General features: G+C 65.7%; 10 protein-coding genes. 5 read left to right on the top strand and 5 right to left on the bottom strand.

From position 1 onward, the window contains the following. Nucleotides 1–5: 5 nt before the first annotated feature. Together RT614_RS12475 and RT614_RS12470 are read right to left on the bottom strand one after the other, a co-directional pair. Nucleotides 6–476 (bottom strand): DUF1854 domain-containing protein, encoded by a 471-nt coding sequence (locus tag RT614_RS12475; RefSeq protein ID WP_313622406.1) that lies wholly within the window; start codon nucleotides 474–476, stop codon nucleotides 6–8. A 21-nt stretch (nucleotides 477–497) separates the two neighbouring features. Next, nucleotides 498–2783, bottom strand: a complete 2286-nt coding sequence (locus tag RT614_RS12470; RefSeq protein WP_313622405.1) for an ABC transporter ATP-binding protein — start codon at nucleotides 2781–2783, stop codon at nucleotides 498–500. A gap of 260 nt (nucleotides 2784–3043) precedes the next feature. Here RT614_RS12470 and cphA (RT614_RS12465) point away from each other — a divergent pair, with 260 nt between their 5' ends. The 5 genes from cphA (RT614_RS12465) to RT614_RS12445 all read left to right on the top strand — a co-directional run bounded on the left by cphA (RT614_RS12465) (nucleotide 3044) and on the right by RT614_RS12445 (nucleotide 9661). Next, the gene (gene cphA / locus RT614_RS12465; protein ID WP_313622404.1) at nucleotides 3044–5659 is read left to right on the top strand and encodes a cyanophycin synthetase; all 2616 of its coding nucleotides are present in this window, start codon (nucleotides 3044–3046) and stop codon (nucleotides 5657–5659) included. A gap of 62 nt (nucleotides 5660–5721) precedes the next feature. Then, entirely contained in the window at nucleotides 5722–8292 is a 2571-nt protein-coding gene (cphA, locus tag RT614_RS12460) for a cyanophycin synthetase (RefSeq protein WP_313622403.1), read from the top strand. Nucleotides 8293–8854: 562 nt separating this feature from the next. Continuing rightward, complete coding sequence (locus RT614_RS12455) at nucleotides 8855–9055, top strand: CsbD family protein (protein WP_313622402.1); 201 nt, start codon at nucleotides 8855–8857, stop codon at nucleotides 9053–9055. A 28-nt stretch (nucleotides 9056–9083) separates the two neighbouring features. Further along, nucleotides 9084–9248 carry a DUF1328 domain-containing protein gene (locus RT614_RS12450; RefSeq protein ID WP_082586272.1) on the top strand — a complete coding sequence of 55 codons (165 nt, stop codon included), beginning with the start codon at nucleotides 9084–9086 and terminating at the stop codon, nucleotides 9246–9248. Between the two features lie 74 nt (nucleotides 9249–9322). Continuing rightward, the gene (locus RT614_RS12445; protein WP_313622401.1) at nucleotides 9323–9661 is read left to right on the top strand and encodes a BON domain-containing protein; all 339 of its coding nucleotides are present in this window, start codon (nucleotides 9323–9325) and stop codon (nucleotides 9659–9661) included. 92 nt (nucleotides 9662–9753) lie between these two features. On the opposite strand, the gene RT614_RS12440 is transcribed toward RT614_RS12445, so the two are convergent. From RT614_RS12440 to RT614_RS12430, 3 genes are all read right to left on the bottom strand, one after another. Beyond that, nucleotides 9754–10626 (bottom strand): PhzF family phenazine biosynthesis protein, encoded by an 873-nt coding sequence (locus RT614_RS12440; RefSeq protein WP_313622400.1) that lies wholly within the window; start codon nucleotides 10624–10626, stop codon nucleotides 9754–9756. Nucleotides 10627–10701: 75 nt separating this feature from the next. Further along, entirely contained in the window at nucleotides 10702–12099 is a 1398-nt protein-coding gene (locus tag RT614_RS12435; RefSeq protein ID WP_313622399.1) for a 4Fe-4S binding protein, read from the bottom strand. A 41-nt stretch (nucleotides 12100–12140) separates the two neighbouring features. Further along, the gene (locus tag RT614_RS12430) at nucleotides 12141–12989 is read right to left on the bottom strand and encodes an FTR1 family protein (protein WP_313622398.1); all 849 of its coding nucleotides are present in this window, start codon (nucleotides 12987–12989) and stop codon (nucleotides 12141–12143) included. Nucleotides 12990–12998 lie beyond the last annotated feature (9 nt).

Genomic DNA, 12998 nt, shown 5'->3' with positions numbered 1-12998 from the left:
TCGTGTCAGAGAAAACGATCCAGCAGCTTGCGGCTGTGCTTGTCCAGCGCCTGGATGTCGCGCACCAGATAGAAAATGCCGTGGTTATCGGCGATGAGCAGCGTGTGCGGGCTCAGGCGCCGGATGTCCTCTTCGCCGCGCAGCGTGAACGAGGTCGGGCCGCGGTCAGTTTCGACTTTCCAGGTGCTGGGCGTGGCATAGGTGGACACGCTGCTCAGCTTCTGGATTTCCGGCATGAACTCGCGGCTGGCGAGTTCTTCTTCGATCAGGCCGCGCTGCTCAGCGGGCACGTCGGACAGGTGTTCGATCCACACCAGTTCGTGTCCGTCGCTTGTCACCAGCGACAGGCCGCGGCCCGCCTCACTGATGGGAAAGGCACGAACGGGAATGACGCCCTCGTGCGACTCGCCGTCGGCGGACTGGAATTCAAGACGCCCGAAGGCGTTGCGGCGCAACTGAAAGGACGGCAAGGTCATGGCGTTGTTTCCGGTTCCGCGTCAGGCCACGGCGGCCATGTCTTCGCTGCCCGACGCCTGCGCATCGGCTTCGGCCTGGCGCGCCTGCGCCTGGTACAGGCGATAGTAGGCGCCCTCGCGGGCCATCAGTTCTTCGTGCGGCCCCTGCTCCACGATCTGGCCGCGGTCCAGTACCACCAGCCGGTCCGCCTTGCGCAGCGTGCTCAGGCGGTGGGCGATGGCGATGGTGGTGCGGCCGCGCACCAGGTTGTCCAGGGCCTTCTGGATTTCCTTTTCGGTGGTGGTGTCCACCGACGAGGTCGCTTCGTCCAGGATCAGGATGCGCGGATCGATCAGCAGCGCGCGCGCGATCGAGATGCGCTGGCGTTCGCCGCCGGACAGCGCCTGGCCGCGTTCACCCACCAGCGAATCGTAGCCGTGCGGCAGGCGCAGGATGAACTCGTGCGCGTGGGCTGCACGCGCGGCCGCCACGATCTCGTCACGGGTGGCGTCGGGCCTGCCGTAGGCGATGTTCTCGGCGATGGTGCCGAAAAACAGGAAAGGCTCTTGCAGCACCAGACCGATGTTGCGGCGATAGTCGGCCACGCGCACCGACCGGATGTCGGCGCCGTCCACCAGCACCGCGCCTTCGGACACGTCGTAAAAGCGGCAGATCAGATTGATCAGCGTGCTCTTGCCCGAACCGCTGTGCCCCACCAGGCCGATCATTTCGCCGGGCGCGATGGTCAGGTTCAGGCCGCGGATGACCTGGCGGTTGCCATAGCGAAAGCCCACGTCGCGCAGTTCGATGCGGCCGTTGATGTGCGGCAGCTTGGCCGGATTCTGCGGTTCCGGCACGCTGGATACGTGGTCCAGAATGTCGAAGATGCGCTTGGCGCCGGCGGCGGCCTTCTGCGTCACCGACACAATGCGGCTCATCGAATCCAGGCGCATGTAGAAGCGGCCGATATACGCCAGGAACGCGGCCAGCACGCCCACCGTGATCTGCTTTTGCGACACCTGCCAGATACCGAAGATCCACACCACCAGCAGGCCGACCTCAGTCAGCAACGTGACGGTCGGCGAAAACAGCGACCACGTGGTGTTGACGCGGTCGTTGACTTCCAGGTTGCGGTTGTTGGCTTCGCGAAACCGCGCAACTTCGCGCTTTTCCTGCGCAAACGCCTTGACCACGCGGATGCCTGGAATCGTGTCGGCCAGCACGTTGGTGATTTCCGACCAGATGCGGTCGACTTTTTCAAAGCCATGCCGCAGGCGGTCTCGCACGGCGTGGATCATCCAGATGATGAAGGGCAGCGGCACCAGCGTGACCAGCGCCAGCCACGGGTTGATGCTGATCAGGATGACGGCCGTCATCGCAATCATGAGGATGTCGGTGGCGAAGTCCAGCAGGTGCAAGGACAGGAACACGCAAATGCGGTCGGTCTCGCTGCCGATCCGGGAAATCAGGTCGCCGGTGCGCTTGCCGCCGAAGTACTCCAGCGACAGTTGCTGCAGGTGCGCGTAGGTGGTGGTGCGCAGATCGGCGCCGATGCGTTCGCTGACCCAGGCCAGGATGTAGGTCCGCGCCCAGCCCAGTCCCCAGGCCAGGATGGCTGATCCCAGCAGCCCGCCCAGGTAAAGCCGAACCAGGCTGTAATCGATGGGGGCCCCGTTCTGGAACGGGATCAGCACATCGTCCATCAGCGGCATGGTGAGGTACGGCGGCACCAGGGTGGCGGCCGTGCCCAGCAGGGTCAACAGGAAACCGGCAAACAGCGGGCCCCGGTATGGCCGGGCAAAACGCCAGAGCCGCAGCAACGCCCAGGTGGTGGACGGCGCCGCCTGCTCCTGGTTGCAGGTCGGGCATTCTTCTTCGCCCGCGGGAATGACGTTATTACAGATGGTGCAGGTGCGCTCCGCCAGTTCTTCGGCGGGTTTGCCGGAAAGCCGGATGGACTGCTGGGTTTCGAACTGAGCCAGGAGGCGCAGCGCGGCCGGGTTGCAGGCCAGCGTGAAACGCCATACGGCCAGGCGCCCCGCGTCATCGTGCAACTCGAGCACGGCGGCGCCGGCGTGGTCGCTGAGCGAAAGCTTTAATTGGGGGCCATATGACCAGGATTCCCAGCCGGAATCGTCGGGAAGGCGGGCGAACAGCCGTTTGTCGGTAACGGCGACCAGGCCCGGCTGGAACTTCAAACGCTGATCTAGGTCTATTTCGACCCAGGCCAGAAGGGTTTCGTCATCCGCCAGTTCAGTGCGGATTTCATCCCGCCAGCGGGCAGGAAAAGCATCGGCAAGGCCGGAAAGCAGGTGTGGTTTTTTCATTGGAACGCATACCGGGCCAGGACTCTGCCCTACTAGGCGGCAACCGGTTCGACGCCGTCGGCGGCAAACGTGTCCCTTCCTTACAACACAACGAGTTCACGCCTTTAAGGCGTCGTATAGTAGCAGCCGATTTTTCTAATTAGGAATATCTGGGATCCCCCAACTCGTTGGCATTATTCTAAAGGCGCAACCCCAATAAACTCGCGGTCTTTCATAGGGGCGTCCGCGCGTGCCAACCTGCTTCTCAAGTAAATTAAAACATGAAAAAGAAAGACATTGAATTTATCGATGTCGTGGCTTTGCGCGGCCCGAACATTTGGACGTATCGCCCGGTCCTTGAAGCATGGGTGGATATCGGCGAACTGGAGGATTACCCCTCCAACACGATTCCCGGATTTTATGAGCGCCTGACCGAATGGCTGCCGACCCTGATCGAACACCGATGCAGCCCCGGTGTGCGCGGCGGCTTCCTTGCCCGCCTGAAAGAAGGCACGTGGCCTGGACACATTCTCGAGCACGTCACGCTTGAACTGCAGAACCTGGCCGGCCTGCGCGGCGGCTTCGGCAAGGCCCGCGAAACTTCCCAGCGCGGGGTCTACAAAGTGGTGGTGCGCGCCTGGCAGGAACAGGTCACCCGCACCGCGCTGAACGAGGCGCGCGACCTGGTCATGGCCGCCATCGAGGACCGCCCGTTCGATGTGCCCGCCACCGTCGCGAAGCTGCGCAGCCTGGTCGACCGCCATTGCCTGGGGCCAAGCACCGCCTGCATCGTGGACGCCGCCGACGACCGCGACATTCCCTACATCCGTTTGTTCGAGGGCAACCTCGTCCAATTCGGCTACGGCTCGGCGCAGCGCCGCATCTGGACGGCCGAGACCGATCGCACGAGCGCCATCGCCGAAGGCATCTCGCGCGACAAGGACCTGACCAAGGAACTGCTTTCCACCTGCGGCGTGCCCGTGCCGGAAGGCCGGCTGGTCGAAAGCGAGGCAGACGCCTGGGAAGCCGCCGAGGACATCGGCCTGCCCGTGGTCGTCAAGCCGTACGACGGCAATCACGGCCGCGGCGTGTTCACCAATCTGACGACCCGCGAAGAAGTGATTTCCGCCTACCGCGTCGCCGTGGACGAAGGCAGCGGCGTGATCGTCGAGCGCTTCGTGCTGGGCAATGAACACCGCCTGCTGGTGGTGGGCAACCGCATGGTCGCCGCCGCGGCGGGCGAGCCGGCCTGGGTGACGGGCGACGGCAAGTCCACCATCACCGAACTGATCGACAGCCAGATCAACACCGATCCGCGTCGCGGCCGCACCGAGAACCACCCGCTCAATCCCGTGCGCCTGGACTCCGCCGCCCGCCTGGAAATCGCCCGCCAGGGGCTGTCCGACAACAGCGTTCCGCCTGAAGGCCAGCGTGTGCTGGTGCAGCGCAGCGGCAACGTGGCCTTCGACGTGACCGACCGCGTCCACCCCAGCGTCGCGGCCACCGTGACGCTGGCGGCCCGCATCGTCGGCCTGGACATCGCCGGCGTGGACCTGGTGGCCGAAGACATCAGCCGCCCCCTGGACGAACAGCGCGGCGCCATCGTCGAAGTCAACGCCGGCCCGGGCCTGCTGATGCATCTGAAGCCCGCCGACGGCACGCCACGCCCCGTGGGTCGCGCCATCGTCGACCATCTGTTCCCGGACGGCGACGCGGGACGCATCCCCATCGTTGGCGTGACCGGCACGAACGGCAAGACCGTCGTGGCCCGCCTGGTGGCGCGGCTCTTGCACCTGTCGGGCAAGCGCACCGGCCTGGCGTGCAGCGAAGGCCTCTACCTTGACCGTCGCCTCGTCCAAAAGGGCGACCGCGCCGACTTCGCGTCTGGCACGCGCCTGCTGATGAACCGCAACGTGGATGCCGCCGTCATCGAAAACGACAGCGGCGTGATCCTGGGCCAGGGTCTGGCTTACGATCGCTGCCAGGTTGGCGTGGTCACCAACATCGACGACGGCGACCATCTGGGCGAATTCGACATCAACGAAACGGAGCGCCTGTTCAACGTGTTCCGCACGCAGGTGGACGTGGTCCTGCCGGACGGCGTCGCCGTGCTGAACGCGCGCGATCCGCGCGTGGTTGAAATGGCCGAGCTCTGCGACGGGTCCGTCATCTTCTTTGGCATCGACCCCGCCCTGCCCGCCATCACGGCGCACCTGCAGCAGGACGGCCGCGCCGTGTTCGTGCGCGACGGCGGCATCGTGCTGGCGCGGGGCGACCAGGAAGAGCGCCTGGCCGACGTGGCCGCCATTCCGCTGACGCACGGCGGACGCGTGGCCTTCCAGGTCGAAAACGTGCTGGCGGCCGTGGGCACGGCGTGGGCGCTGGACATCCCGGTGGAGCTGATCCGCGCCGGCATCGAAACCTTCGATATCGACCAGGCCGACGCCCCCTGGCAGTTCACCCTGTTTGAACGCAAGGGCGGCACGGTCGTGGTGGACGACGTGCACAACGCATCCGCGCTGCGTCCGTTGATCACGGCCATCGACCAGTTCCCGTCGACGACGCGCGCCGCGGTCTACTCGGCCGGCGCCGACCGCCGCGACGCGGACCTGATCGAACAGGGCAAGCTGCTGGGCGATGCGTTTGATCGTGTCGTGCTTTATGACGACACGACCGTGCGCAGCAAGCGTCCCGAGGGCGAAGCCCGCGCGCTGCTGCGCCAGGGCCTGGCGCAAGGCAGCCGCGTCAAGGACGTCCAGGAAGAACCTGACCACGGCACGGCCATCGGCCGGGTGCTGGACGGCATGGCTTCCGGGGACTTCGTCCTGCTGCAGTCCGACGAGGCGTTCTCCGGCCCCACCATCGACCTGGTCCGCCGCTGGATCCAACAAAACTGACACTATCCCGCGCGCGCCCGCAGCCACACGCGGACGCGCGCCAGTCGACAGGAATACCTGCCATGGAAGTCTCCCGTATCCGAGCATTGCGCGGCCCCAATCTCTGGAGCAAGAACACCGCGATCGAGGCCATCGTGTCCTGCGGCGATGCCGAATGCTCCATCGACAACCTGCCCGAGTTCGAAGCCCGCCTGCGCGCGCGGCTGCCGCAGACCGGGTTGCTGCGCCCCGAAGGTCACCAGGGCTCGGTGTCCATCGCCCACGTGCTGCAGATCGTCGCGCTGACGATGCAGGCGCACGCCGGCTGCCCCGTCACGTTCGGGCGCACCGCATCCACCATCGAGCCCGGCGTGTTCCAGGTGGTGGTTGAATACAGCGAAGAAGAAGTCGGCAAGCTGGCGATGGAGCTGGCGCAAGACCTGGTGCGCGCCGCGCTGGACGACACGCCGTTCGACATCGCCGACGCTTTGAAGCGCCTGCGCGAACTGGACGAAGACGTCCGCCTGGGGCCCAGCACGGGCTCCATCGTGAACGCCGCCACGACCCGAGGAATCCCTTATCGCCGCCTTACGCAGGGCAGCATGGTGCAGTTCGGCTGGGGCAGCAAGCAGCGCCGCATCCAGGCCGCGGAAACCGATCTGACCAGCGCCATCTCCGAATCCATCGCGCAGGACAAGGACCTGACGAAGATGCTGCTGGACGCCGCTGGCGTGCCGGTGCCGATGGGCCGTTCGGTCACCAGCGCCGAAGAGGCCTGGGAAGCCGCGCAGGAACTGGGCGGTCCGGTGGTCGTCAAGCCACGCGACGGCAGCCAGGGCCGCGGCGTCGCCGTCAACATCGAGACGCGCGAACGCGTGATCCAGGCGTTTGAAGTGGCCGAGGAAATCAGCTCCGAAGTCATCGTCGAACGCTACATCCCGGGCCACGACTTCCGCCTGCTCGTCGTGGGCGGCGCGCTGGTCGCGGCATCGCGCCGCGATCCGCCCCAGGTAACCGGCGACGGCCAGCACACCATCCGCCAGCTGGTCGACCAGGTCAACGCGGACCCGCTGCGCGGCGACGGCCACGCCACCTCGCTCACGAAGATCCGTTTCGACGACATCGCCCTGGCCACGCTGAAGAAGCAAGGCTTTGGCGCGGATTCCGTGCCGCCCGCCGGCACGCTGATCTTCCTGCGCAACAACGCCAACCTGAGCACCGGCGGATCGGCCACCGACGTCACCGACGAGGTCCACCCCGAAATGGCGGCGCGCGCCGTATCCGCGGCCCGCATGATCGGTCTGGACATCTGCGGCGTGGACGTCGTGGCCGAAAGCGTCCAGTACCCGCTGGAAGAACAGCATGGCGGCGTGGTCGAGGTCAACGCCGCGCCCGGCCTGCGCATGCACCTGAATCCGTCGTTCGGCAAGGGACGCGCGGTGGGCGAGGCCATCATCGCGAACATGTACGCGGATGGCGACGACGGCCGCATCCCCGTCGTCGCGGTCGCGGGCACGAATGGCAAGACCACCACGGTTCGCCTGACCGCGCACATCCTGGGCGCAGCGGGCAACCGTGTGGGCATGACGAACTCCGACGGGGTCTACGTGGACAACCTGCGCATCGACACGGGCGATTGCAGCGGCCCCCGCAGCGCCCGCAGCGTGTTGATGCACCCTGACGTCGACGCCGCCGTGTTCGAGACCGCGCGCGGCGGCATCCTGCGCGAGGGCCTGGCCTTCGACCGCTGCGACGTCGCCATCGTCACCAACATCGGCATGGGCGACCACCTTGGCCTTGGCTACATCAGCACGGTCGAAGACCTGGCGGTGGTCAAGCGCGTCATCGTCCAGCACGTGCATCCTTCCGGCATGGCCGTGCTGAACGCCGCGGATCCCATCGTGGCCGAAATGGCCTCGAGCTGCCCCGGATCGGTGACCTACTTCGCCGACGACCGCAACCATCCCGTCCTGGCGACACATCGCGCCCAGGGCCTGCGTTCGGTCTACCGCGAGGGCGACGCAATCGTCGCGGCACAGGGCGCCGACGAAGTCCGCATCCCGCTGTCCGAGATCCCGCTGACGCGCAACGGCACGATCACGTTCCAGGTCGAGAACGCCATGGCGTCGATCGCGGCGGCGTGGGCGCTGGACCTGGGCTGGGACGTCATCCGCCGCGGCCTGGCTACCTTCGTCAACGATGCGCAGACGGCTCCCGGACGATTCAACGTGTTTGAATACCGCGGCGCGACGGTGATTGCGGACTACGGCCACAACCCCGACGCCATCCAGGCGCTGGTGCGCGCGGTGGACGCCATGCCTTCCAAGCGCCGCTCCGTGGTCATCAGCGGCGCGGGCGACCGCCGCGACGAAGACATCCGCATGCAGACCGAAATCCTGGGTGCGGCATTCGACGACGTGCTGCTGTACCAGGACCAATGCCAGCGCGGTCGCGCCGACGGCGAAGTGCTGGCCCTGCTGCGCGAGGGCCTGGTGGGCGCCAGCCGCACCACGCACACCGAGGAAATCCACGGGGAATTCCTGGCGATCGACACGGCCCTGGCGCGCCTGACTTCCGGCGACCTGTGCCTGATCCTGGTCGATCAGGTGGAAGAGGCGCTGGAGCACATCGCCCAGCGCATCTCGCAGGCCTGAACCGCGCGAGCGCAAAAACGAACGGGGCGCCCTGCGGCGCCCCGTTTTTTTTATGCGCATCCCGCGCGCATGCGCCCTTTACGCGCGAGGCGAGGCCAACGGCGCCGTCGCCTGATACCGGTCTGTCACGTGCGTGCAGCCAACGGCCGCCATGGCGCCCAGCGCCAGCAAGAGCGCGCTGCAAAGTCGTTTCGTCATGCGAGCTTTCCTTTTTTCCGTGTTGAACCGCCAGCCGGTTCCGAGTGGACTATACCGGCATGCGCACACCCCTACCACCCGCGCCAGTGCTTGCTTTCGAGCGGATCCGTTACGAGCCACGCTCAAAAGGGGTCAAATGGTTGCTCAAATGTAACTCAGCCTCCTGGCACCCGAATGGGGCTTTCTCGTCGGAAATTCGCCGATTTTCCCGAGGGGGCGCCGTTACATTTTTCCACAGCCCCGTTTGACGCCCTTCTGCGGGACTCGTACGGTAGTAACTAGCTGATCAGTACCCAACTCAACCGCGCCAGACGGGTTTATAGGCCATAAGCCTGTCGCCGCAAGCAACCAGAGAGAGGTCACCATGAACAACGACATCATCGCCGGAAAGTGGAAGCAGCTGACGGGCAAGGCCAAGGCGGCCTGGGGTGAACTCACCGATGACGAGCTGACCCGCTCGGAAGGCAACGCCGAACGCCTGGCCGGCCTTATCCAGGAGCGCTACGGCAAGACCAAGGAAGAGGCGCAGAAGGAAGTCCGGGATTTCTTCGACCGCAATCCCTGATTCCAATTAACCACCAGGAGAAGCTGACATGCTGCATTACGCCGTAGTTTTCTTCGTCATCGCGATCATCGCGGCTGTCCTGGGTTTCGGCGGTATCGCCGCCGGCGCCGCGGGCATCGCCAAGGTCCTGTTCTTTGTTTTCCTGGTACTGGCGCTGCTGTCCATTCTGGGCGGCGCCTTCCGCAAGAAATAGAACACGCACCGGAGCTTTCCCAGATCATCATTGCGTCTTGAACGCGCAAAACACCACTAACAAGGAGCATTACTATGGAAATTCGCAAGCTGATCGCCGCCGCCGCACTGGGTACGGGCGCTGTCTTCACTTCCATGGCTTTTGCCGCCAACGACGGCAAGCCTAAACAGTCCGTGGGTGAATACGCGTCCGACGCCACCGTGACCACCAAGGTCAAGGCCGCTTTCGTGGCCGACAAGCAACTGAGCGCTTTGGAAATCGCCGTGGAAACCAACAACGGCGTCGCCACGCTGACCGGCACCGTGGGCACCGCCGCTGAAGCGGACCAGGCCGCCAAGGTCGCACGGGGTGTCGAAGGCGTGAAGCAGGTCATGAACAACATCAAGGTCGACCCAGCCAAGAACCGGAAGTAAGACCGGCTTCGTTCATACCCGAGCCTGAAATGAAAGCGGCGCCTGTGGCAACACAGGCGCCGCTTTTGCATGGGCTAGCTTGAGCTACGTCGCTACAGCGTGACGCTGCCTCTGCCGATCTCGAGGGCTTGGCCGCCCACCTGGATCCGGCCGTCTTCAAGAACATCCAGCATCAGGCGGCACGGCCGTCCGGTCTGGTCGCCCTGCTGCACCTGGATGCTGGCCGGCAACGAATGCTGGCGATGCAGCAGCCAGCCGCCCAGGTTGGCGCATGCCGACCCGGTGCCCGGGTCTTCATGGATGCCGCCGCCCGGCTTGGCGTAGAAATAGCGGGCGACCACCACCTGCCGTCCGTCCTGCACATTGGCTTCATCGAAGGCAAACACGTAAAGCGTCTTGCGGCCCAGGCTGCTGGCCTGCCAGCGGTGAAGCTGGGATGCGTCGGGCGCTGCCCGGCGCACCGCGTCGACGCTGGCCAGCGGCACCAGCAGATGGTCGGCGCCGGTATCCACCCATATCGGGTCCGCCTGCAAATCAGTTGCGGACAGGCCCACCAGCGCGGCGATGCCTGCGCGGTCGAGTTCGGGCGCCGCGGTGCGCACGCCGTCCGGGCACGGCGCAGTGAATGTCCAGGCGTCGCCGTTGGCGGACAAGGGCACGACGCCGGCCGGGAACTCCAGTGTCAACGCGTCGCCGGTCTGCTGGAGACTGCGCACGACCTGCGCCGTGCCGATGGCCGGATGGCCGGCGAACTTCATTTCGAAGCCCGGCGTGAAGATGCGCACCCGCGCCGCCGCATGGTCGGAGGGCAGGATGAATGTGGTCTCGGACAGCTTGAATTGCGCCGCGAGATTGAGCATGGTGGCATCGTCCATGCCGCGGGCGTCTTCAAACACGCAAAGCTGGTTGCCGCTGAAAGTGGACGAAGCAAAGACGTTGAGCAGGCGGAACGCGTAAGTGGCCATGGCAAAAAGCAAACTGGAGAAATGCCGGCCATGGCCGGCGAAGTCCCCACTTTATCGCAGCGTCTTGAAGGCCGCTTACCAGACCGCGAAGAACAGCACCCAGGCCAGGCAGAACGGCGCGAGGCCCGCCGCCAGCACCAGGCCGGCCAGGACTTTGCGCGGTGCGCTTGCCGGACGCGGCTTGAGCAGCCGCGCATAAAGGCGCAGGGTCCAGAGCACCGCGAGCGTCAGCAGCGTAAAGCGCACGGGCGTCGCCCACGCCGCCTGAACGCCTTCATGCTTGAGCAGCGTGATCGTGGTTGCCGACAGCCCCAGGAACACACCGATGCCGGCGGACGGGATCAAGGCCTGGGCCAGCTTGTGCAGGCCGGGACGCCCCCAGCGCGTAACGGGCGCGCCCGGCACGGGTGCGGCGGGCGCCAGCCGGTCCGCGATCCAGAGCGACAGGAAGGTTGCGCCGCCCACGCACACTGTTGCGCCAACCACGAACAGCAGGATGCCCGCGCCGTCCAGCCACGAAAAGCTGTCGTTCACGTCCGGGTAGTGCGTCAGGATGAACCAGGGTGCGTTGTCCATCAGCGGCCACATGATGTCGTGTTCGACCAGCCAGGTGGCCGCCCACTGCTTGGCCGTCACGTACCAGGGGCTGGCGCTCCAGAGGAACGCGCCGATGGCGATGCCCATCAGGCCGAAGCACAGCAGCGCCGTCTGCCAGGGATCGCCGTCGGTCACGTGCACGATCTCTTCTTCGGGCGACCTTGGGGTAAGCGCGATCGCGCCGCGATAACCGCTGCATCGGCCGCACACGTGGCAATCGCCCGCGCCCTTCATGTGGCGCAGCGGCACCAGCGGCGCGCAGTTGATGGGTTCGATGCGGATGACCGGATGGCGCCACTTTTCTTCGTCGACCTTGAAATGCCAGGGCGCCAGCTTGGCCAGCAGATTGAACACGCCATTGACCGGGCACAGGTATTTGCACCACACCCGCTTGCTGCGGCCGTATCGCCAACCGACGATCATGGCCGCCACGGTCGATCCGCCCAGCACGGCCAGGACGGCCAGCGGATACTGGTAGACGCTGACCAACTGGCCGTAGATCGTCGTCAGCCCGAAGGCCACGAACGGCCAGCCGCCCCAGCGCATCCATTTGGGGATGGCGCGGCCCTGGCCGCGCTCGCTGGCCCATTCGGTAAGCATGCCTTCCGGACAGAGCCAGCCGCACCAGGCGCGGCCGAGGATCGGCATGGAAATCAGCACGAACGGCCACCATACGCCCCAGAACGCGAACTGCGCCACGACGGTCAGGTTGTTGAACACCGACGCCGTGTTGTCGGGCAGCGGCATCAGCGCCGGCACGATCAGGAGGAATGCGTAAAACGCGACAATGCCCCACTGCAGCTTGCGCAACAGCGGGGCATGGTCACGGAGAAAGTCGGCGATACGGGAGGTTGCCCTCCCGAGCAAAGCTGCCATGGTCAAACCTTCAAATATTCAGTCCGGCGAAAAGACCGGAATCAGGATGCCCCCCGGGCTGCGGGCACCGGGGCGGCCTTGCCGCCCACCCAGCGCAGAAGCGCCCAGACGACGATCCAGTAAGCCACCCACAACAGCACCGAGATGAGCGCGGGCAATGCGCGGTAGCCGGCAAAGTCGGCAAGCACCTTGCCAAAGCCCGTGCTGTCGCTCAGCAACCAGGAGCTGTCCCAGACCGGGTCGACGATGGTCGGCAGGACGTCCAGCGAAATCAGGTGATCCAGGCCGCCCACCAGCAGCGAACCGGCCAGGAGCAGCAGCAGGATTTCAGTCAGGCGGAAAAAGCGGCGCCACGTGATGAGCTTGCCGCCCAGTTGCAGCAGCCAGAACGTCAGCAGCGCCACGGCAAAGCCCGCCACGCCAGCCAGAGCCAGCATCAGCATGTCGCTGCCGCCCTCGCCCGCCGACACGGTGCCGTACAGGAACACCACGGTCTCGCTGCCTTCGCGGGCCACGGCGATAGCCACCAGGACCAGCAGGCCCCACCAGTTGTCATTGGCCACGGACGACCGCGCGCCGCTTTCGAGTTCGCCCTTGAGCGTGCGGCCGTGTTTCTTCATCCACACGACCATCTGCACCACCAGGGCGCAAGCCGCCAGAGACATGATGGCCTGGAACCATTCCTGGCCTTCGTCGCTGAGCCAGGACGACACGCCCAGCAGCACCAGCGCCAGCGCCACGGCCAGGGCCAGCCCGGCTGCAACCCCGCCCCACAGATAGGGCAGCCCGCGCTTGCCTTCCGGCGTGGCGCGCAGCCACGAGTACAGGATGCCCACGACGAGCAGGGCTTCGACGCTTTCGCGCCAGACGATGAAAAGTACCTGTTCCATGGCTTGCTG

The organism is Achromobacter sp., from assembly GCF_032102605.1.
Classification (GTDB): domain Bacteria; phylum Pseudomonadota; class Gammaproteobacteria; order Burkholderiales; family Burkholderiaceae_B; genus Achromobacter.
This window is presented reverse-complemented; position numbering and strand designations above follow the sequence as displayed.